The 20641-nt window shown below is 71.2% G+C and carries 19 protein-coding genes; 7 read left to right on the top strand and 12 right to left on the bottom strand.

The features are described 5' to 3' along the window. The first annotated feature begins 207 nt into the window (after nt 1–207). The 3 genes from ACIQ8B_RS27510 (at nt 208) to ACIQ8B_RS27500 (ending at nt 1762) form a co-directional block, all read left to right on the top strand. Nucleotides 208–648, top strand: coding sequence for a hypothetical protein (locus ACIQ8B_RS27510; RefSeq protein WP_403550458.1), 441 nt, complete (start codon nt 208–210; stop codon nt 646–648). Nucleotides 649–791: 143 nt separating this feature from the next. Further along, on the top strand, nt 792–1001 hold the full coding sequence (locus tag ACIQ8B_RS27505) for a hypothetical protein (protein WP_311584251.1): 210 nt from the start codon (nt 792–794) through the stop codon (nt 999–1001). A 143-nt stretch (nt 1002–1144) separates the two neighbouring features. Next, complete coding sequence (locus ACIQ8B_RS27500; RefSeq protein WP_403550472.1) at nt 1145–1762, top strand: restriction endonuclease; 618 nt, start codon at nt 1145–1147, stop codon at nt 1760–1762. A 697-nt stretch (nt 1763–2459) separates the two neighbouring features. Here the strand turns inward: ACIQ8B_RS27500 and ACIQ8B_RS27495 are convergent. The 7 genes from ACIQ8B_RS27495 to ACIQ8B_RS27465 form a co-directional block, all read right to left on the bottom strand. Then, on the bottom strand, nt 2460–3032 hold the full coding sequence (locus ACIQ8B_RS27495; RefSeq protein ID WP_403550456.1) for a hypothetical protein: 573 nt from the start codon (nt 3030–3032) through the stop codon (nt 2460–2462). Continuing rightward, a complete protein-coding gene (locus tag ACIQ8B_RS27490) occupies nt 3029–4426 on the bottom strand; it encodes a hypothetical protein (RefSeq protein ID WP_403550454.1) in 1398 nt (465 codons plus the stop codon). The genes ACIQ8B_RS27495 and ACIQ8B_RS27490 overlap by 4 nt, the downstream gene beginning before the upstream one ends. Continuing rightward, nucleotides 4423–5229, bottom strand: a complete 807-nt coding sequence (locus ACIQ8B_RS27485) for an ABC transporter ATP-binding protein (protein WP_403550452.1) — start codon at nt 5227–5229, stop codon at nt 4423–4425. Before ACIQ8B_RS27485 ends, ACIQ8B_RS27490 begins: the two co-directional genes overlap by 4 nt. A 35-nt stretch (nt 5230–5264) precedes the next feature. Next, nucleotides 5265–6092 (bottom strand): zf-HC2 domain-containing protein, encoded by an 828-nt coding sequence (locus tag ACIQ8B_RS27480; protein WP_403550450.1) that lies wholly within the window; start codon nt 6090–6092, stop codon nt 5265–5267. Further along, complete coding sequence (locus ACIQ8B_RS27475) at nt 6089–6637, bottom strand: RNA polymerase sigma factor (protein WP_403550448.1); 549 nt, start codon at nt 6635–6637, stop codon at nt 6089–6091. Before ACIQ8B_RS27475 ends, ACIQ8B_RS27480 begins: the two co-directional genes overlap by 4 nt. Nucleotides 6638–6702: 65 nt before the next feature. After that, a complete protein-coding gene (locus tag ACIQ8B_RS27470; RefSeq protein ID WP_403550446.1) occupies nt 6703–7002 on the bottom strand; it encodes a hypothetical protein in 300 nt (99 codons plus the stop codon). 281 nt (nt 7003–7283) lie between these two features. Further along, nucleotides 7284–7601: a hypothetical protein gene (locus ACIQ8B_RS27465; RefSeq protein WP_403550444.1), complete on the bottom strand. Its 318-nt coding sequence runs from the start codon at nt 7599–7601 to the stop codon at nt 7284–7286. 396 nt (nt 7602–7997) lie between these two features. On the opposite strand from ACIQ8B_RS27465, the gene ACIQ8B_RS27460 reads away from it, so the two are divergent. Beyond that, the gene (locus ACIQ8B_RS27460) at nt 7998–8585 is read left to right on the top strand and encodes a TetR/AcrR family transcriptional regulator (protein ID WP_403550442.1); all 588 of its coding nucleotides are present in this window, start codon (nt 7998–8000) and stop codon (nt 8583–8585) included. Between the two features lie 38 nt (nt 8586–8623). On the opposite strand, the gene ACIQ8B_RS27455 is transcribed toward ACIQ8B_RS27460, so the two are convergent. Continuing rightward, nucleotides 8624–10042, bottom strand: a complete 1419-nt coding sequence (locus ACIQ8B_RS27455) for a serine/threonine-protein kinase (RefSeq protein WP_403550440.1) — start codon at nt 10040–10042, stop codon at nt 8624–8626. 100 nt (nt 10043–10142) lie between these two features. Between ACIQ8B_RS27455 and ACIQ8B_RS27450 the strand changes: the two genes are divergently transcribed. Further along, complete coding sequence (locus ACIQ8B_RS27450) at nt 10143–10763, top strand: hypothetical protein (protein WP_365422262.1); 621 nt, start codon at nt 10143–10145, stop codon at nt 10761–10763. A gap of 222 nt (nt 10764–10985) precedes the next feature. Here the strand turns inward: ACIQ8B_RS27450 and ACIQ8B_RS27445 are convergent, their stop codons facing one another. From ACIQ8B_RS27445 to ACIQ8B_RS27430, 4 genes are all read right to left on the bottom strand, one after another. Beyond that, nucleotides 10986–11909 (bottom strand): NADP-dependent oxidoreductase, encoded by a 924-nt coding sequence (locus ACIQ8B_RS27445; RefSeq protein ID WP_403550438.1) that lies wholly within the window; start codon nt 11907–11909, stop codon nt 10986–10988. 106 nt (nt 11910–12015) lie between these two features. Further along, nucleotides 12016–12411, bottom strand: coding sequence for a MerR family transcriptional regulator (locus ACIQ8B_RS27440; protein WP_403550436.1), 396 nt, complete (start codon nt 12409–12411; stop codon nt 12016–12018). Between the two features lie 31 nt (nt 12412–12442). Next, nucleotides 12443–13411 (bottom strand): IS3 family transposase, encoded by a 969-nt coding sequence (locus ACIQ8B_RS27435; RefSeq protein ID WP_403550434.1) that lies wholly within the window; start codon nt 13409–13411, stop codon nt 12443–12445. Next, nucleotides 13386–13574 carry a transposase gene (locus tag ACIQ8B_RS27430; protein ID WP_403550432.1) on the bottom strand — a complete coding sequence of 63 codons (189 nt, stop codon included), beginning with the start codon at nt 13572–13574 and terminating at the stop codon, nt 13386–13388. The genes ACIQ8B_RS27435 and ACIQ8B_RS27430 overlap by 26 nt, the downstream gene beginning before the upstream one ends. Before the next feature lie 415 nt (nt 13575–13989). Between ACIQ8B_RS27430 and ACIQ8B_RS27425 the strand changes: the two genes are divergently transcribed. Together ACIQ8B_RS27425 and ACIQ8B_RS27420 are read left to right on the top strand one after the other, a co-directional pair. After that, nucleotides 13990–20307, top strand: a complete 6318-nt coding sequence (locus ACIQ8B_RS27425) for a DNRLRE domain-containing protein (protein WP_403550430.1) — start codon at nt 13990–13992, stop codon at nt 20305–20307. A gap of 116 nt (nt 20308–20423) precedes the next feature. Then, on the top strand, nt 20424–20639 hold the full coding sequence (locus tag ACIQ8B_RS27420) for a hypothetical protein (RefSeq protein WP_403550428.1): 216 nt from the start codon (nt 20424–20426) through the stop codon (nt 20637–20639). Nucleotides 20640–20641: the final 2 nt, after the last annotated feature.

Below are 20641 nucleotides of genomic sequence, written 5' to 3'. Positions count from 1 at the left end.
ACCGCTTCGTGTACTTGCTTCCCCCCTGGTGCTGCTTCCTCTGGAACCTCACGCCCCAGTCCCCAGGTGTCCACGATCAAGGAGAAGCCACACCCCCAGCCCCGTCGCGGGCGATTCGTACCAGCTCCTCGCCTGACAGGCACGCCCCCGCACTCCCCGCGCGCACCGCACAACTGGAGTCCAAGATGACCACCAGTCCTGGACGAGGTGGCCGAGCTTGGCGACGCCTCCGTCGAGTGGCACCAGCGCGTCATTGTCGCCGCCGCCCGGGCCGGCCTCGCCCACCTTCTTGTCGTCGGCACCGGAGAGGGCGCCGACGTCCTGACCGGCGTCTACACCGCCACCACCGGGCCCGCCTCCGACGGGCATACCGCCGACACGGTCAGCGCCGCCGTCCGCGCCGTCCTCCTCCCGGGCGACATACTGCTGGTCAAGGGTGCCCACGCCCTGGGGCTGGAGACCGTCGCCGACCAGCTCCTCACCATCTGGTCCACGACAGGGGCCGCAAACACCCGTGCGGATGGCCATCTGCGGCCAGCCCCGGCCCCGGCCCCGCTCGCAGCTACGGGTGGTCGGTGTCGATGCGCCGGAACGGCCGGTCGGGTCTTCTACCTCGTTCACCTGTGGGAACGGGTGTCCGGACGGTAACCAGACAGCGTCCGGCGACGTTCCGCCAACGTTCAGTGACCCGCTGCGATCCGGTCGCCTGATCGGCTGCACTGTTCCCCGGCCCCTTCAGGGCAAGCCAGGAACAGTGCAGGAGACGAGGGCAGGGCGGGAGCGGGTTTCGCATGGTGACAATCAACGTGGGGGTGTTGCTCGCGGTCATCGTAGTGATGCGGTTACGCCGCAGGACCCAGGCCAGAAGCCGCGTCGAGGAACGCAACACGGCCCTCTTCGTCCTGGCCCTGGGCATCGTGATCGCGCCGACCCCACTGGGCCAGGGCATCTTCAACGTGATCAAGCAGCTGGTGAACGGCATCTCGCAGGCCGGCACATGAGCCCTCGATCCCGAAGCACTCGCCGCTCCCCCGCCCGACGCCCAAGCCGTACGTCTCCCGCCTCTCGACGCCGGTCCGCGCCGAGGCGTCGCCCGGCTTCCTACCGTCCAAGGCGGGCCTCCGGCTGGGAGCAGGCGGGTCTGCTGCTCCTGGTGCTCGCCGTGGTGTGGAGCCTGGTGGTCGGCGCGTTGCGGTGGCTGGCCGCGCACCCCTGGGTGCCGATCGTGCTGCTGCTCGTCACGGCGGCGGCCGGCGGGGTGTGGGTGCACCGGCGCCGGGAGGCCGCCCGCTGGAACCGGGTGCGGGAGCAGGGACTGCGCTACGCGATGCCACAGATCGACGCCCTGCACCACCGGCAGTTCGAAGAAGCCGTACGGGACCTGATGCGCCGTGACGGCTACCCCGAGGCGATCCGGGTCGGTGGGGCCGGCGACAATGGCGCCGATGTGAAGGCCACCGATCCCTTCGGCCGCCTGTGGGTGATCCAATGCAAGCATCGCAAGGCCGGACTGGCCGGCTCCGCTGTCGGAACCCCGGACCTGCATGTCCTCAACGGCACCGGCCGGCCCGTACATAACGGTGACGTTGTCGTGCTGGTCACCAACGGCCGCTTCACGGACAAAGCCGTCGCCTTCGCCCGCTCCCAGCGACTCCACCTCGTCGACCGCCACATGCTCGCCAGGTGGGCCGCCGGCTCCACTCCGCTGTGGGAACTCCTGAGCGCGGTTCCCTCCCCCCGCCGTCCCGCCTCCGGGTCCTGACCCCTGCCGAGGCGTGGCGGTGCCAGGCGGCCGCACGGCCGGACTGGCGGCACCGTCTGGCTTCCTCATTTCTCCATCCCTCCACCGTGGCCACGTCCTTGACCGGGGGGGCTCCCAAGTACGACCAGTTCAGCAGTGCCTTGGGCAGGCCGTCGGGTCGTGCCCAACCGGATCCGGATCCGGCGCAGCAATCGGATGCATCGCAGCAAGGTAGGAAGCAGCTGGTCGGGCCGTCGCCCTCGATATCGCGGCCACAGCCATCCTGACCGCCGAAAGCCGTGGAGCAGCGCGTTGATCCCCTGCCCGGGCCGTGAGCGGTTACGCTCCCTTTGGCCGGATGCAGTCATAGCAGCCGTCCACCCTCACGCCCGCCTCGACGTCCTACGAGCAGCCTGGTGCCCGCACAAGGGCCGTGGTGCTCTCCCTCGTCGTCGGGGTCGTGCTCGGTGCCGGGGGATGGGTGCCGCATGGGCGATGAACGCCGACTCCGCCTCCCCTGCTAAGAGATCGTCTCAACTGGCTTGATCACTAGGCTGGCGGTCGTGATGGCAATGGTGAGGCGTCTGGTGCCGGACGGGCTGTGGGAGTTGTTCCAGCAGGTGGTCCCGGCCGCGCCGGTGCGTCCGCAGGGCGGTGGCCGACGCCGCTACGGCCGGCGAGTTTCGCCGGCTGAAGCGCTCAGCGCGGAGCGTGTCCGTCACCGTCTCGGTCCTGCTGCGGCGTACAGCACGGTGCCGGCCGCCAGCAGGGCCCACGCGGTCGCGGCGGAGGCCGTCGTGGCGGGGGAAATGATCATCCAGTTGCTCACCTCTCCCGCGATGCCGGGCGGAGCCGGGACGAGGAGGGTGAACGCGAGCCAGCCGACCGGCAGGGTCCAGGCGAACTGGGCCCCGCAGAGCACCGCCCCGAGCGCGGCCAGGCCGACCAAGCCAGCGCTGTCGCGGACGACGAGCGCGGCCGGGGCGAGCTCGGCTCCAGCTGCCTGGACCGCCAGCAGGCCCGCCCCGGCGACCGCGCCGGCCAGCAGCACGTGCGCCGCCCGCCGGGGCATCCACCGGATCGCGGCCGTCCGATCCAGCGCGGCGTCCTGCCCATCGAGCCCGACGGAAGCGGCCGCCACGTTCGCGGTGAGGATCAGGACCGCGGTCCCCAGGCTCATCGGGCCCGCGCCGTCCTGGTTGAAGGCCCACGCTGCCAGCGCGACGAGCGCGACCGCTGCAGCCGAGGTGGGCACTTGTCGTGAACGGGCGTACAGGATCAGCCACCTCATCGCGACCCCTTCCCCGCCAGCACCGAAAGCGCGTCGTGGACCGTGCAGGAGAGAGCGGCGGCGTGCACCTCGGCGATCCGCGAGCGCTGCTCGGCCGGTGACAGCGCCATCAGCCGTTGCCAGGCGACGTCGGCGTCCGCCCATTCACGCTGCGAGTACGCGTAGGGGTCCGGCTTCTGCAGCGGTTTGAGCTGGTGATCGCCCAGTGCCCAGCTCGCGGCGATGCTCTGTACGGGAATGTCGACCTGCCCCCCGCCCTCCCAAGGGGTGCGCGGTGCGCAGTTCGGTGCCAGGCCCTGGGCGACCAGGAGGCGGGTCAGTTCCGCCCCTGTGGCACGGGCGGTCAGCGGGTCGTCGAAGTCGACCAGCACCGCGTCGCCGGAGAGCCGGCGTTCGTCGCCGAGCGCGCGCAGCCCGGTGTCCTCCCGCACCGAGTTCGGCGCCTTGTCGCCCAGGGCGTCGTGCAGCACGCGCAGCGCGTCCTTGCCGCGCGGTGCGAGTTCAGGCAGGCGTGAGCGGTTCGCCTGCGTCACGCACACCGGTCCGTCGCAGACCAGGGTGGCGGCGGCCTCGTCGATGACGTAGGTGTCGCGCGGAGTGGCCGGGAGGATCAGCAGGGCCAGGGCTGCGCCGGCCAGGACGGGGACCACCGCGAGCAGTCGGGCCCGGAGGGTCGCGGCCGACAGCAGTGCGAAACCGGTGGCAAGCAGGCCGAGCAGCCAGAGTGTCTGGCCGAGGTGGACGGAGCCGGACAGGGTCAGCAGCATCTCCCGCGGCTCCGCAGTCGCCGGGAACAGCAGGGCGAGCCGGTTCGGCGCGACGCTCGACGGCAGTGCCCCCTCATTGCTCTGCCGCAGGGAGAGGGCCGTCAGCAAGAGGAACACCGTCAGGGCCGGCGGGGTGAGCGCAGAGGGCACGGCCCGCGCGACACCCATGCCGAACACGGCCCCTGCGACGAGGGACAGCGCCGCCACCAGCGAGATCGGTAGCCAGCCGAGACTCGTGTAGGCGGTGGCACCGAGGGCCACCTGGACTCCGCCTACGAGGACCAGGAGGCCGAAGCCGCACGTCAGCACGAGTGCCGTTGCGCCGGCCGGCAGCGCCGCACGGCGCCAGGCCGACAACGGCGTGGTCGTCAGCAGTTCGGCCATCTGCGAGCGGGAGTCGCGTAGCCCGTACACCGCGCCCAGGCCCACCACGAGCGGCCACCAGAAGGTCAGCAGGTACCGGGTCCACAGGGCCATGGAGGTCCACTGAGCCGTCCATCCCGCGTCGCCCTGCCACCAGAGCCCGTCGATCAGCAGGAGGACCGCCAGGCTGCCCGCCAGGACGACGATGCCGGGCCACGGGGCGATGGAGCGCTTCAGTTCGGTACGCAGGACTCGCGCGTTCACCAGGTGCCTGCCGGCTGCTCGAAGTCCTGGAGCAGTGCTGAGTAGCCGCGCTCCAGGGGGCTGCCGCCCGGGTATCCGGGGCCGCCCGCCGCGGCCAGGTCGTCCGGCGTGCCCTGGAAGACGAGACGGCCGTCGGCGAAGAGCACCACGTCGGAGCAGGCGGCCGCGACGTCCTCGACCAGATGGGTGGAGACGACCACACACGTGTCGCGGCCCAGTTCCTGCAACAGCTCGCGGAAGCGCAACCGCTGCGCCGGGTCCAGGCCGACTGTCGGCTCGTCCAGCAGCAGCACCGCGGGATCGTTGACGATGGCCTGAGCGATGCCGGCCCGCCTCACCATGCCGCCGGACAGGGTCTTCATCCGCTGGTCGGCGCGGTCCGCCAGGCCCACCCGTTCCACGGCCCGCTGGACGGCTGCGGGGACGGCCGCCTTCGGAACCTCCTTCAGCCAGGCCATGTACTCAACGAACTCACGCACCGTGAAGCGCTTGTAGTAGCCGAAAGCCTGCGGCAGGTAGCCGATCCGGCGGCGCAGGGCCCGATGGTCAGCCATCGGGCCCACGCGGGTGCCGAGCATCTCCAGTTCGCCTTCAGTGGGGCGCAGCACGGTGGCCAGCGTCCGGATCAGGGTGGTCTTTCCTGCTCCGTTGGGTCCCAGGAGGCCGTGGGTGCCGATGCCCAGGCAGAGGTCGAGTCCGTCAACGGCCATCTTCTTGCGTCCGACGCGTACCCTCAGGCCGCTGGCCCGGATCTCCCAGGCATAGGTTTTCGGCGCGGTGTCGGCCGCGTTCGTGGTGGGCATCGTGCGGGGGTCCCTTTCGAAGGTCGACGGTGGTTTCACAGCGTTGAGTACGCGTTTCTGCGGGTGATCACGGCGCCGATGCCGAGCATGAGGAGCAGCCCCCATACGGGCAGTTGGTCGGGCTGGAAAACACCTCGCAGGGCAAGGGGGACGTGGCCGGTGATCCACGTGGGTGCAACGACGACGGCGCCCCACGTGACCGCCAGCCCGGTGGCGGCGCGAGTCACGCCGACCACGCTGCCCAGCGCCAGGGCGGTGGAGGTGAAGGCCAGGGAGGGCAGCAGCCACTGCGCGGCCGTCATGGTTCCGGTCAGCCAGCCCCCCACCAGGAGCCCGGGCAGGACCACCACGAGAACCGCCGTGGTGCGCCTGAGGAGCAGGGGCAGGCCGGCTCGGGCGGTCGAGGCCGTCATTTCGTGCGCCGGGTCCAGGCCGCGCGACCACGATGCGGCGACACCACACAGCGGCAGCACGGGTGCGATCACCGACACGGGAGAGATGCCGCCGAAGAACGCAGGCGGGGCGAGCGAGTCCAGTAGCAGCGCCATCAGGGCAACGGCGCCGGTCATGGCCAGCCACGGGGCCATGGCCGGCGTCAGCCAGGCCGACAGCCACCTCGGGCGGCGTCGCCGCGAGGGTGTTCTGACGGCTGCGTCCAACTGCGGTTCCAGACCGGCCCGGACGGTCTCGAGGAGCGTGGCGATGCCGGGCACCTCGGTGGCCACGGAGGCCGCCAGACGACTCCGGCACATCGCGCACGTCTCCAGATGGGCCTCCACCGCCCATACCGCGTCCACGGCCATCTCCGTATCACCGCGTGCGTAGTCGTCGAGCAGCCGCATCGACACGTGTTCCCCGCTCATCTCAGCGCCTCCCGCATTGCGATCCGGGCCCGGCGGGCGCGGGTCTTGACCGTGCCTTCGGGCAGTCTGAGCAGGACGGCGGTCTCCCGCACGGAGAACCCGTCCAGCACCATGGCCTGCAGGACCTCTCGAAGTTCCGGCGCCAGCTGCCGGAGGGCGTCACCGACGTCCCCGCCGACGGTCCCGGCCAGTGCCTCGTCCTCCGCCGCGGGCGCCACCGTCCGCTCGGCGGCGGCAACGGGCGGCTCGGCATGGTGGGCACGGCGCCGGAACGCGTCGACGAGGCGGCGCGCCGCGATCGTCCACAACCATCCGACGGCCGTCCCGCCGACCGCGCTCCCGGCGAACGCACCGGCCGCGCGCCACACCGCCAGATAGGTCTCCTGCATGACCTCGGCGACGATCTGCTCGTCCGCGCAGCGGCGGCGCAGACGCACAGCCAGCCACGGCGACGTGCGCCGGTACAGTTCGTCGAACGCCCCGCGGTCACCTCTGGCCACCAGCCGGACGAGGCGCTCCTCGTCCAGCTCGTCCAGTGTTCTCACGCGTGATCTCACACCAGCCAGACGCCCGATGATGCGCACAGGTTCTGCTTCTTACGTGATGCGCGTCACAGTGTCGCGCACGGAGGGTTCCGATCCCCGTGAAAGAGGTGCTCCCAGGGCGGACACGTGCACGGCCGACAGGCGGCGCAGGCCGCGCAGCTCACGCAGAACGCGCGTGGGACGGCGGGGCAGTCGCAGATGGGGTTGTGGTCGGGGTCGTCCTCGCCGGGGTCGTAGGCCTCGCCGAGCGGCGGCTCGGTCCACGCATGGACGGTGCCGTCGGCGAGCAGCTCCTCGAAGCGCCGGCCGACGGTGCTGGCGGTGTGCCAGAGGGCGACGGCCTCCGGCTCCTGGTCGTGGGTCACGCCGGGCTCCCTGCGGGGTCGGCCGGCTCGGTGGCGCGGGTGAGGAGCGCGGCGAGGCCGGCGGTGGCCTCGGGTTCGGCGGCGGCGAGCCGGGCCACGACTGCCAGTTCGCCGGGCGCGGCGGCCGGGACCAGGCGGGCGGGCGCGGACAGCGGTGCGGCGTGTGCGAGGACGGACTGCGGCAGGAGGCCGGCGGCGGCCTCGCGGGCTGCCGGGTGGGCGTAGTGCCCGCGGTGCGCGGCCAGGGCGCGGGCGAGCCAGGCGTCGACGTCGGCCTGGACCTACGACCCGGCGCGGCGGGTGGGCTCGTCCCGGACGGCTTCGTCGCCCTCGCGGGGTTCGGCCTGCTCCGGCGTGTCCAGCTCGCGCAGCTCCTGGGGCTCGTCGGCGCGGTCTGCGATCCGCTGCGCTTCGCGTACGGCGGCCTCCCGTTCGGCGGCGGCCGTGGCCTCGGCGGCGAGCTCGGCCTGGACGACCTCGTCGGTGTCCGGGTCATACACGGTGCCCGGCGCAGCGGCGGCGGGCAGCTGGTCGATGCGCTCCCGTTCCGCCGGCTCCTCCCGGACGCGTTCGTCCCTGTACAGCAGAGACACGATCACGCGGACATGATCCCAGGACCGGATTGCATCACTCCCACCTGCGCCGATGATCTTTCGAGCGGCACAGGTCCTCTTTCGTGGGCGCGTAACCAGCACTGACACAAGGCGAGACAAGGACCCAACGTGGCCCACGGCAGAGGCGGACCCGGGCCCTTTCGACGGTTGGTGCTGGTGCACAGACCGGTCGAAGCCCGGTCCCTCAGCTGTGCCGGCTCCATGTCCGACGATGCGTCGATGGCTGTCAACGCCCTGTCAAGTCCTGTTCCGCCCCTTCGGTTTCCGCTCCCGGCCGTAAGCCACCTCCCCCGGATCATGGGGACCGTGCGGGGCGTAGTCTCAGCGGCCATGAACAGTCAGTCCGATGAAGCGCGTTCGGCGGGTCGACGCCGTGCCAAAGTGAGCAAGGGTGATCTGCGGGAGCAGGCGTTGCTGGACGCGGCGGAGGAGATGCTCCGGCGGTCGTCGGTCGCCGGGCTGACGATGGAGGCTGTCGCGAAGCAGGCGGGGATCACCCGTTCCGCTGCGTACTTCTACTTCGCCTCCAAGGAGGAGGTGGTGTGCGCCGTCATCGAACGGGCCACCCGGCACATCTACACCGGCCTCGAGGCATCCGGCGACGCGGTGGACACCACCAGCCTGAAGCGGGCCGTCGGCGTTCAGGTCGACAACTGGCGCCGCCACGGCCACATCTTCCGCGTCGGTGTCGAACTGTCCGCCCATGCCGAATACCGGCAGGTGTGGGTCTCCCTGATGGAGCACGGCATCGACCTGGCCTGCCGGGCGGTCGCCCACGACCGCGCCCGCGGACTGGTCGGGGGTGATCCCGCGCAGGACCGTGCCCGGCTGGAGGCCCTTGCCTGGATGGGCGAACGAACCTGCTACCTCCTCTTCACCCGCGATCACACTGAAACCGAGGAGGAGGAGTTGCGCGACATTCTCACCACCTTCGCCCACCGCGGGCTCGGCTACCGCGCCACCGACTGACCTGCTCCTGGGACCGCCGCTGTCCCGCTGCCGGCCGGTCAGGCGGCGGGCTCCTCACCGGCCCTGCTCAAGTACCCCTCGGGAAATCCTGCCTCCTCACTCAAAGACGCGTAGTGCAGGCGACCGTCGTCCCGGAGCGTGACGCGAGCTGTCTCCGTGCTCTCTACGCACAGGTTCAGGGGGTTGGAACCGCCGTTCTCGCTCGACCGGGTCTCCAGGACCAGGCGGTCGTCCTCAGCCGTCGTCAGCAGGTAATCACTGGTGCAGCTGACGCCCTGCATCGAGACCGCCGCGTCGGTCGAGACGACATCACCGACCGTGCCCTGCGCGATCGTGATGCGCAGAGTACCGCCCGGCAGGTCACGTCTGGTCGTGAGCTGCCCTTCCCAGGTGCCCAGGAACGCCCCAGGGACGTCACCGCCGTTGCCGCCGTCACCTCCTGCCTGCACCGTGACGAACACCGTCGCCGACACGGCGAGCGCGGCAGCGGCAGCGAGGAGCAGCGACCCTTTGCGTCGGCGTGGCGGGCCGGCGGGTTCCGTGCGCACGGTGTCGGCGGGGGCGGGCAGGTTGACCAGTTCCCGCATCAGGGCCTGGATGTCCGCCACGACCGGGGCGGGCAGCCAGCCCGCTCCGGCCAGGGACGCGGCCCCGTCAGGCGCCAGCGTGCGGGCTGTCTCCCCGGCCGCGGGGCGTGCCGCCGGATCCTTGGCGAGACAGGCGGCGGCGATCTCCCGCAACCGACCCGACAGGCCGCCCAGATCCGGCTCCTCGTGCACCACCTTGTACATCAGGCCGGCCGCCCCGTCCCCGGGGAAGGGGCCATGGCCCGTCGCGGCGAACACCAGCACCGCGCCCAGCGTGAACACGTCTGTCGGTGGGCCGACTTCGCCGCCGATGACCTGTTCGGGAGACATGTAGCCCGGTGAGCCGACGACCACTCCGGTGCGGGTCAGCGCCACCGAGGCGTCCGTGGCCCGGGCGATTCCGAAGTCGATCAGCCGGGGACCGTCCAGTGCGAGCAGCACGTTGGCGGGTTTGACATCGCGGTGCACCAGTTCCCGGCTGTGCACACCGTCGAGGGCCTCGGCCAGGCCGGCCACCAGCGTCCGTACCGAGGCTTCCGGCAGCGGCCCGTGCCGCTGTACGGCCCGGTCCAGGGACAGCCCCTGCACGAAGGCGGTGGCCACCCACGGCCGGGAGGACCCGGTGTCGGCGTCCAGCACCGGCGCGGTCCACGCGCCGCCCGCCCTGCGAGCCAGGCTCACCTCGCGTCGGAAGCGTTCGCGGAACTCCCCGTCCTGTGCGAATTCCGCCCGCACCAGCTTGACCGCGACCCACGGTGCCTCGTTCCGCCTGCGGGCGAGGTAGACGCGGCCCATCCCGCCCGAGCCCACCCGAGCCAGCAGCCGGTAATCTCCCGCCCACCCCGGGTCGTCCGCCTGCAGTCGCTCCACAGCGCATCCCCTCTTCCCGTCCCCGCGATCAGCCGTCAGCCTAGGTGTAAGTGGACCAAAATTCGACACACCGTCAATTCTGTTGCGGCACACTGGACTCATGGCAGACACGGGAGCGCTCTACGGACTGATCGGCGCAGTCGTCGGGGCAGTGCTGGGCGCGGTGGCCATGGTGAGCGTGCCGGTCCTGGAACGGTGGTGGCGGCGTTCGGACACCGAGGCCGAACGCACTCGGCAGGCCGTCGACACCGAGATCGCACGGCTGACGAGCCTGCGAGTCACCGGACGGCACTGGATCGACGTCCTCAAACGCGCCGAACAGGACCTCGCGGCGGGCCGGGTCCCGGCTCTGGACACGTTCGACGCGGAGATCAAGGCGGTCGGCGTCCCGGCGATCGACGCCCACTACCTCCATCCCCTCTTCGCCCAGCACTCACCCGCAACCCAGCAGGCTGCTGCCCACGCTTTCGACCGCCTGGAGGAAGCCACCCAGCTCCTCCGCCGCGACCTGCTCGGCAGCGTCGCCCAGGGCATCTCACGGGAGCGCGCCCTGGAAGCCTCCCTCGCCGTGGCCCGCGCCGAGCACGCCCGCGACCAGCTCAACGAACAGCTCCTCGACCAGATCGCCAGGATCCAGCAGACCCTGCCCGACCCACCCTCGTCCGTCGCCGTCTCCCGACCCGGATCCCCCGGACGCGCCAGGTCGAACCGGGGCCACTGAACCAGAGCCGGGTCAGGGCAACCGAACACGAGCCACTGAGCAAGAGCCGTTCCCGACACCGCCGGTGGCGTGGTGTCGGCGTACGCCTGGACGTGCTCGACCTCGTACAGGTGAACGTACTCAACCCCGTACAGGTGAACGTGCTCAGTCGATGTTGCGCTGGCCACGGGTTCCCGTCGGTCCGCAGTGGACGGTCGACAGCGTCGGACGGCCGGGCATCTCTCATGCCACCTTGATGACAACCTTGCCCGAGGCGTGACCGTTCTCGACGGTGGCGAGGGCGGCCGGGGCGTCGGAGAGCGGATGGACCGCGGTGATCACGGGTGCGAGGAGTCCGTCGAGGGCCAGCCGGGCCGACCGCTCCAGGTTCTCGCGATCGACGCGGCGCTCGACGAAACGCCCACCGAGATCGGACACGGACATGTCACCCACAGCGATGACGTTGCGGGGATCCTGGGCCAGCGGAGCGACCGTCCGCAGCGAGGCGCCTCCGGCCAGGTCGACGATTCCGTCGAAGCCGTCCGGAACCAGCTCGCGTGCCGCGGCGGCGACGTCCTCGGCGGTGTAGTCGATGAACCGCACTCCGACGGCCTCGGCGTGCTCGCGTTTGGCGGTACTCCCGGTGCCGATCACACGCAGCTCGCGCCCGATGGCCAGCCGGGCGACGGCGAGGCCGACCCCGCCCCCGACTCCGTTGACCAGGACCGTGGCACCGGCCGGGAGGCTGAGCTGGTCGAGCACGTCCACCGCGGTCGTCCCGGCTACCGGCAGCGTTGCCGCCACGGTCGCGGACAGGCCCTCCGGGATGCGCGCGGTGTTCGGCGCGGACAGCACCGTCGTCTCGGCGTAGGTGCCGCCACCGGTGAGCGCGAAGCCGAAGACCGCGTCACCCACCTCGAGCCCGTTGACGTCCTCGCCCCGGGCGAGAACGGTTCCGGCTGCCTCCATGCCCAGCACGCGGGGAAACGGACGCCCGCCGTCGAGCCCGTCGACCAGACCCGAGCGCAGAAGGTGGTCGAGGGGATTCACGCCGGCGACGTCGACCTGGATCAGCACCTCGCCGCGACCGGGGACAGGGCCGGGACGATCGAAGAACTCCTGCACCTCGGGCCCGCCATACCTGCCGAAACCCCACGCCTGCCCCATCTTCCGCCGCCTCTCGTACGACCGACCCGGCGATTCCGGGCGTTGTCGCCATCCTCACCTCTGACATGGATGTGAGGGGCAACCGGCTGAGACGCGGATCACAGCATCAGGCCGACTGCGCCACCGGTCCCGGGGCTGTGGACAGCTCCGCCCGGTGTCGGCTGTTGGCCCTGATCAGCACGTCGAGTGCATCCCGGGTCTCGGTCAGGTGCACGATGTCGGCGTCGATCCGGTCGCGCTCGCGCATCATCGCCGTGAACGTCTCCTCGGCGACGCCCAGGTCACCCGGGACGTCCACACACGGCAGCACAGTCGCGATCACCCTGCTGGACATACCCGCGTCGAACAGCTGTCGGATGAGTGACACGCGCTGGACCGCAGCATCGGAATAGTGACGCTGCCCCGCGTCGGAGCGTGAGCTGGTCAGCAGGCCCTGCTCTTCGTAGTACCGCAGTGAGCGCGGACTCACGCCCGTGCGCTTGGACAACTCGCCTATCCGCATTCCTGAGAGCCTACGCCCGCGTGTTCCAGGTTCAGACCGCCGTCGAGTCATGGACGCTCGCGGACACCCCACGGCCGCAGGGCCGTCCTCCCGGCCCCGCGACTGAGCACGTTCGTCTGTACACTCCCGAGCACTCTTCTCGGTACGCCGACACGTGGCCGACCGCCTCAGAGCCCGTTCTGTCCATACTCTGCCGCAGCCCCGACTCCCTTATGACGACGCGGTGTCCACGCGAAATGTATTTCGCTCCGCGGTCCGAGTGCGTGACGCATCCCTCCTTCAGGTCGCCCCGGCCAGCGGCCATCCGCAGGGCGTCGACGACCAGGCCGGCCCGGTGGCGGTCGGCCATCGCGTAACCGACGACCTCGCGGGTGGCCGGACCGATCACCGTGGCCGGACACCACCAGCCGGCCGGCGTGGGCAGACAGGTGATGTCGCCGACCAGCTTCGTGCCCGGCTCGGCGGCCGTGAAGTCGCGGCCCACCAGGTCAGGTGACGCGAGTGCCGTACGGTCCGCTCTGGTCAGGCCCCGGCGCCGTCTGCGAGTGACCCCGCTGATGCCGTGCTCGCGCATGAGCCGCTCGACGCGTTTGTGGTTGACCCGCTGCCCTTGCCGGTGCAGGGCCTCCGTGATCCGGGGAGACCCGTAGGCACGGCGGGAGGCAGCGTGCAGGTGTCGGATCTCGGTGACCAGCTCGTCCTGGCGACGGGCCCGTTCCCGGGCGGCCTCCCGCGTGGCCAGGCAGGAGTAACAGCCCGAGCGGGACACGCCCAGGATCCGGCGCAGCAGGGCGACACTGTGGCCACCGGGGTTCGCATCGGTGGCCCTCTCCGCATCGATGAACGCGTAGCGCACAGCTACTTCGCCGACTCCCTCGCGAAGAAGGCCGCGGCTTTTTTCAGAACCTCGATCGTCTGCTGCCGTTCCCGGCTCTCCCGCCGCAGACGACGCAGCTCTTCCTTTTCGTCGCTGGTCAGCGCACCCGTCGGCCCCTGCCACGGTCGGCCTTGTCCTGGTTCACCCAGTTCCGCAGCCCCTCCGGACTCACCCCGATCTGCCGAGCGACCTCGGTCACCGTCCTCCCCGACGGGTGGACCAGCGCGACCGCGTCCCGCTTGAACTCGGCCGCGTACCGCTTGCTCGTATTGCTCTTCTTGCCCACTACCTGGAACTGCTTCCTCCGGGACCTGTCGTCCCAGTATCAAGCTGCCCAGTCCAGAGGGGGAACTTCAGGCAGCCCTTCTCCCGCCGTCGCGTCGCGGAGGTGCGGCGGCGCCCCGGTCCGCCCCGTCCGCCCCGTCCGTCCCGGAACGGGCCCCGGCACCGGTGCCGGGGCAGGCGGGCCGGCGGGCCGGCGGGCCGGCGGGCCGGCGGGCCGGCGGGCCGGCGGGCCGCGGCGCGGGACGCCCGCGAGGGCGCCGCCGACGTGTGCCTCAACGAAGTGGATCTTGTCACGTTTGGCTGTCGAGACGTCAATCTTGCCCGCGCTTGCCCGAGTTGCATCACTTCCCCTCCCCGCTATCTTCACATCGGACTTACACAGGTAAGGCACAGATAAAAGGAGTGGACGAGGAGACATGTCGGTTCACATACCCCCGCCGCAGGAGCGCGGGCGTCCTTGGTCGGGGGTGAGCCTCCGCTGCCTGGCGGGCGGTCTCGCCCTCGCCCTGGCCGTCACCGTGCTTGAAGGCGTCGGTCCGGCCCTGGCGCAGTCGCCCCAGCAGCCCCACGCCGCCGAGAAGGCGGCCGTCACCCAGGCCGCCGACATTCCGTCCGCCCGGGTGGCCGCCCGGCTGTCCGGCAAGCGGGTCGAGGCTCTCTCGGAGCGCACGGAGACATCCACCACGTGGGCGAACAAGGACGGGTCGCTCACCACGGAACTGACGGCCGGCCCGGTCCGGTTCCGGGACGAGGCCGACGGCACCTGGCGGGACGTCGATCTCGACCTCGTCCGCGGACCCGGCGGAACGGTCGAGCCCCTGGCCCACCCTCGCGGCCTGCGACTCGCCGGCGAGACCGGTTCGCCGGCCGCGTCCCTCAAGGCCGCGCAGGCTTCGCGGGCCACCGATCTCGTCACCCTCGGCGAGGGTGACGAGCAGATCACCCTGCAGTGGAAGGGCGGTCTCCCCCAGCCCACGCTGAAGGGCACCCGCGCCGAGTACGTCGACGCCGTGCCCGGCGCGGACGTCGTGGTCGAGGCGACCCGGACCGGTTTCGAGCAGTTCGTCGAGATCAAGCGGCGACCCGCCGCGGACGGCTACACCTACACGCTGCCGCTGAAGGCCAAGGGCCTGAAGGTCGAGCAGCGGGCCGACGGCAGCGTGGTCTTCACCGACAAGAAGAAGACACAGGCGGTCATGCCGGCGCCGGTGATGTGGGACGCCACCGTCGACCCGGTCTCCGGCGAGCACACCCGCCGGGTGCCGGTGGCGATGAAGGCCGTCACCAAGGGATCCACCGTCGATCTGGTGATCACCCCGGACCCGGAGTTCCTCAACGACCCGGCCACCAAGTACCCGGTGACGGTGGACCCCTCCACCTCGGCCCTGTCCAACGTCTTCGACACCTACGTCCAGCAGGGCGAGACCCGCGACTGGTCCACCGACGTCGAACTGGACCTCGGCAACCCCGGCACGAAGAACGCCGACGGCACCCCGCGCACCGCGCGCTCCTTCATCTCGTGGAACACCGCGCCGATCGCCGACGCACTGGTGACAGGCGCCAAGCTGTCCCTGTGGAACTTCCACTCGGGCAACACCGACTGCAAGGCGTACCCGTGGGAGGTCTGGTCCACCGGCGCCGCGACGACCTCCTCGCGGTGGACGGCGCAGCCCGCCTGGACGGCGCTGAAAGCCACCTCCACCGAGACCAGAGGCAACACGGCGTGCACCTCGGCCCCCGACGGCTGGATCAACGCCGATGTCACCGCCCTGGTGCAGGAGTGGGCGTCCGCCAAGACCTCGCGCGGGCACATGGGCCTGCGCGCGTCCAGTGAGACCGCGACCACCCAGTGGAAGCGGGTGAACTCGGCCAACGCCGCCGCCAATCCGCCGAAACTGGTCGTCAACTACAACTACCGGCCGCGCACCGGGACCAAGCAGGAGGCGGGACCGCCGTACTACTCGTACAGCGGCGCCTACATGGTCAACACCACCACGCCTACCCTGCGCGACACCTTCGTCGACGCCGACGGGGACAAGGTCAACGGGACCTTCCAGATCTTCGACAGTGCCACCAACGCCCAGGTCGGCAATGTCCTCGTCTCCCCGTACGTGCCCTCGGGCCAGCCCGCCTCGGTGACGGTGCCGGCCGGGGTGCTGACCAACGGCAGGACGTACAAGTTCCGCACCTCGCCGTACGACGGGGCGCACTACAACACCGGCTGGTCGGCGTGGAAGACGTTCACCGTCGACACCTCGGCGCCCTCCGCCCCCGTGAAGATCGCCTCCACGGACTACCCGGCGAACGCCTGGGTCAAGGGCGCGGGCCAGGCCGGCACCTTCACGGTGACCCCACCCGCCGCTGACCACAACTGGCTGGAGTGGTCGCTGGACGGCGTGACCTGGACGAAGGTCGCCACCGGCGGGTCCACCGCGGCCAAGGCCATCAGCGTCGTACCGCCGCGGGACGGGACCCAGACCCTGCAGGTCCGCTCGGTCGACAAGGCAGCCAACACCTCGGACGCCGCCGAGTACACCTTTCACGCCGGTCCGGGCGGCTTCGTCCAGCCCGCCGACGGCGAGCGCACCGCGCGCCGGGTGCCGCTGGTCGCCGAGGCGGAGGCCGGCAAGTACGACCAGGTGTCGTTCTCCTGGCGCCGTTCCGCGGCGGACGACTGGGTGAGGATCCCGGTCGGCCACGTGACGGCCGGCGGCCAGCCGCTGTCCGCCTGGCCGGTGCCGCTGGCCGACGGGAAGAACGCGCCGCTCGTCTGGAACGCCACCGACACCGTCGATCCCGACGGAACGGTGCAGATCAAGGCCGACTTCACGGGCCCGGGCGGTGCCGTCGGCGCCACCCAGCCGCTGACCGTCGTGGTGGACCGCAACGCCGACGGCGCCGCGACCTCCGAGGTCGGTCCCGGCTCGCTCAACCTCCTCACCGGTGACTACACCCTGTCCGGCAGCGACGTGTCGGTGCTGGACATGAGCGTCACCCGCAGCGCCTCCTCCCGCACCCCCACGGCCGGCGCCGACCAGGAGGGGCAGGCCGCGATTTTCGGCAAGCAGTGGGTGACCGGCACGGCCGCCCAGGCCGTCGAGTCCGACTACTCCGAGATCCGCAAGACGTCGGCGACCTCGCTGGACGTCGTCACCTCCGACGGCGGCACGGTGTCCTTCACCTCCAACGCCGCCAGGACCGGCTGGGTCCCCGAGCCCGGCGCGGAGAACCTGACCCTCAAGGGCAGCCTCACCAGCGGCGACCTCGTCCTGTCTGACACCGACGGCACGGTCACCACGTTCCGCCGGGTGGGCACCGCCGGCACCGCTTGGGCCGTCAGCCGCTCCCTGGTCGACGGGCGGGCCCACTCCACCACCGAGGTGGTCTCCGAGTCGGTGACCGTCGACGGCAAGGCCCTCGTCCGCCCCAAGCGGATCATCGCCGCGACCAGCGCCGTGACGGTGGGCGCCTGCGAGGCCGCCCCGGCCACCAAGGGCTGCCGGGTGCTGGAGTTCGTCTACGCCTCCTCGACCACGGCGACGGCCTCGGCCTTCGGCGACTTCAAGGACCAGGTCTCCGAGATCCGGGTGTGGGCGACCTCGCCCGGCGCGGCCGCCTCGACGGCCACGCCGGTGGCCAAGTACGCCTACGACGACGCAGGACGGCTGCGCGAGACGTGGGATCCGCGGATCTCGCCGGCGCTGAAGACCGCGTACTCCTACGACGCGGCGGGCCGGGTCACCGAGCTGACCCCGCCCGGCCAGCTGCCGTGGACCTTCACCTACGGCAAGGTCGGCGGCGACCCGGTCGCCGGTGACGGCATGCTGCTCAAGGTGTCCCGCCCCACTCTCAAGGCCGGCTCGGCCGACGAGACCGACGGCAACACCGCGCAGACCACCGTCGTCTACGGCGTGCCCCTGACGGGTGCCAAGGCACCCCATCCGATGGGGGCCGCCGATGTGCGGGCGTGGGGTCAGCTCGACGCGCCCACCGACGCGACCGCGGTCTTCCCGACGGACGCGCGGCCGTCCTCCCACGACGGCGGCGCCCTGACCGCGGCGGACTACCGGCGCGCCATGGTCTCCTACCTCAACGCCTCCGGCCGCGAGGTCAACACCCTGGACCCGGCGAAGAACGTCACCACCACCGAGTACGACGAGTTCGGCAACGCCGTCCGGGAACTGTCCGCGGCCAACCGCGCCCTCGCCCTCGGCACCACCGACGCGCAGAAGGCCACCCTCGCCGACCTCGGCATCGGCTCCCTGCCGGCCGCGGAGCGGGCGGAACTGCTGTCCAACCGCGGCGTCTACAGCGCCGACGGCTCGCGTGAACTGGAGACCCTGGGCCCGCTGCACCGCGCGGTGCTCGAAACGGACCTGAAGGACGGCACCACCACGGTGGCCGCCGCGGGCGACCAGCTCATGGTCCGGCACCGCACCGTGATGGAGTACGACAGCGGACGGCCCACCGACGGCACCGCCACCGTCTCCGACAAGGTCACCAGGACCACCGAGGGCGGGCAGCCCCGCAACTGGCCGGCGCTGACCGCCGACACCCGCGTCACCCAGACGGTGTTCGACTGGACGAAGGGCCAGCCCACCAGCACCGTCCAGGACCCCGGCGGCCTCGCCATCACCGAGAAGGCGACCTACGACGCGGCCGGCCGTCAGATCAGCCGCAGCCTGCCCGCCTCCACCGGAGCGGACGCCGGAACCCTGATCACCGAGTACTACACCGGTGACGGCACCGGAGTCTGCGGAGGCCGCCCCGAGTGGGCCGACGAGGTGTGCCGCACCCGGCCCGCCGCGGCCGTCACCGGCGGCGGCGCCAACCCGGCCGAAACGGTCACCACCCTGGCCGAATACGACCGCTGGGGCGAGACCTCCAAGCTCACGGAGACCGCGGCCGGCAGCACGCGGACCAAGACGACCGAGTACGACGCGGCCGGCCGCGCCGTCAAGGTCGCCGTCACCGGCGGGCTCGGCTCCGCCGTCCCCACCGTGACCACCACCTACGACCCGGCCAGCGGCAAGGTGGCCACGATCACCTCGGCCGACGGCGGCACGATCAGGAAGTCCTACGACAAGCTGGGACGCCTGATCTCCTACACCGACGCGGACGGCGGTGTCACCACCAGCACCTACGACGCCGAAGGCCAGCCGCTGCGGGTGAGCGACAACGTGCCGTCGAGCACCACGTACGCGTACGACACCACGGCCGACCCACGCGGTCTGCCGTCGGCCATCACCGACTCCGTGGCCGGTACCTTCACCGTCAGCTACGACGCGGACGGCCAGGTGCAGAGCCAGAAGCTGCCGGGCGGCTACACCATGCGCCAGAGCACCAACCCGGCCGGCCAGCCGACGGAGCGCACCTACACGCGGGACAGCGACGGAGCGGTCCTCTTCTCCGAGAACCTGCTGCCCACCGTCCACGGCCAGCGGGCCGCCTACACCGGCTCGGCCGGGCAGACGGCCAACCAGACGTTCACCTACGACAAGGCGGGCCGCCTCACCAGAGCCCAGGACGACACCGTCGACGCCGTCTGCGTGACCCGCAGTTACACGTTCGACAAGAACTCCAACCGCAAGACGCGGGCCGTCTCCGCGGCGGCGCCCGGACTGGAGTGCACCACCAGCGGCGCGACCACGACCACCCACACCTACGACAGCGCCGACCGGCTCGTGGACAGCGGCTACGCTTACGACGCCTTCGGCCGCACCACCGCCGCGCCGGACACCACGCTCGCGTACTTCAACAATGACCTGGTACGCCAGCAGACGGCCGGCTCCCAGCGGCAGACCTGGTCGCTCGACTCCCAGCTCCGCTTCCGCGGCTGGACGGTCGAGTCCAACACCTCCGGCACCTGGACCCGGACCCAGTCCAAGCTGAACCACTACAGCTCGGACGCCGACAGCCCGCGCTGGATCGTCGAGGACACCGCGACCGGAGAGGTCACCCGCAACGTCAACGGCTTCGACGGGAACCTGGTGGCCACCACCGCCAAGACCGGCGGCACGGTGCTCCACCTGGTCAACCTCCACGGCGACGTGGTGCTGGAGCTTCCCGCCACCGCCGGGCAGGCCCCCACGGTGCTGGCCACGGACGAGTACGGCAACCGCGCCGAGGGCTCTGCCCCGGTCCGGTACGGCTGGCACGGCGGACAGCACCGCTCGGGCGAGACGCGCAGCAACCTGCTGCTCATGGGCGTGCGGCTGTACAATCCCGCCACCGGCCGGTTCCTGTCGGCCGACCCGGTTCCGGGCGGCAGCTGCAACGCCTACGACTACGCCTGCGCCGATCCGGTCAACAGCGACGACGTGACCGGCTGCGCCACGTGCCGGGTGCCCAAGCACGCCTGGACGGGCCGCAGTTTCACCACGGTGCTGCGCACCACCCGGTGGACCTACGGCAGTTGGCAGAACTACAACTACCACTGGGTGTGGGACGTCGTGAGCGGTGACAAGGGCCCCGTGCCGATCACCGCCTGGAAGCGCCAGTACCGCTACCGCAAGCAGTACGTCTTCAAGTGCAAGGTCGTGGCCTGGTACGGCTGGGGCAAGCAGAAGATCCTGGCGACGCACGAGACCCGCTACCAGTACTCCTACCGGGACCGGACCACGTACCGGATCGCCTTCACCGGCATCAAGTGGACCCGGACCGGTGGCTGGAGCTGGGCGCGCACGTCCCGGACGTACGTCTCCAGTTACCGGATCGTCTACACCCGCGGGTGACGGACGGTCGTCGGACCGCCGGGGGCGGGTGCCGCGCCGAGTGCGCGGTGCCCGCCCCCCGCTCGTCGTGCACCGGCCGTGCGGTCCGGGCGCGGCGTCGGCGTATCGTGGTCACCGTGAAGAGAGTCCGTCCGTACGTCGTCCTCGCCTATGCGGCGTGGTGGGCATTTGTCACCGCTGTCCTCTGGGTGATCGGTGAACTCGTGGGTGAGCAGGCGAGCTTGGCGGCGTGCGCCGCCTCCGCGGTGCTGGTGATCGTGATCGGGGAAGCCGGTGACCGCGTGCGGCGGTGGCGCGACGCCCGACGTGTGACGGCGCGCCGCCACGAATAGGG

The organism is Streptomyces sp. NPDC096105, assembly GCF_044763335.1.
In the GTDB taxonomy this organism is placed as follows: domain Bacteria; phylum Actinomycetota; class Actinomycetes; order Streptomycetales; family Streptomycetaceae; genus Streptomyces.
Note: the sequence above shows the minus strand (reverse complement) of the source record. Positions and strands in the feature narration are given on the sequence as shown.

Bases quoted from the DNA above. Each gene is read 5' to 3' on its own strand.
- ACIQ8B_RS27485 (WP_403550452.1), bottom strand. From the start codon at position 5,229: ATGCCCACCACGAACGCGGCCGACACCGCGCCGAAAACCTATGCCTGG.
- ACIQ8B_RS27450 (WP_365422262.1), top strand. From the start codon at position 10,143: ATGGCAGACACGGGAGCGCTCTACGGACTGATCGGCGCAGTCGTCGGG.
- ACIQ8B_RS27425 (WP_403550430.1), top strand. From the start codon at position 13,990: ATGTCGGTTCACATACCCCCGCCGCAGGAGCGCGGGCGTCCTTGGTCG.
- ACIQ8B_RS27480 (WP_403550450.1), bottom strand. From the start codon at position 6,092: ATGAGCGGGGAACACGTGTCGATGCGGCTGCTCGACGACTACGCACGC.
- ACIQ8B_RS27440 (WP_403550436.1), bottom strand. From the start codon at position 12,411: ATGCGGATAGGCGAGTTGTCCAAGCGCACGGGCGTGAGTCCGCGCTCA.
- ACIQ8B_RS27445 (WP_403550438.1), bottom strand. From the start codon at position 11,909: ATGGGGCAGGCGTGGGGTTTCGGCAGGTATGGCGGGCCCGAGGTGCAG.
- ACIQ8B_RS27505 (WP_311584251.1), top strand. From the start codon at position 792: ATGGTGACAATCAACGTGGGGGTGTTGCTCGCGGTCATCGTAGTGATG.
- ACIQ8B_RS27495 (WP_403550456.1), bottom strand. From the start codon at position 3,032: ATGAGGTGGCTGATCCTGTACGCCCGTTCACGACAAGTGCCCACCTCG.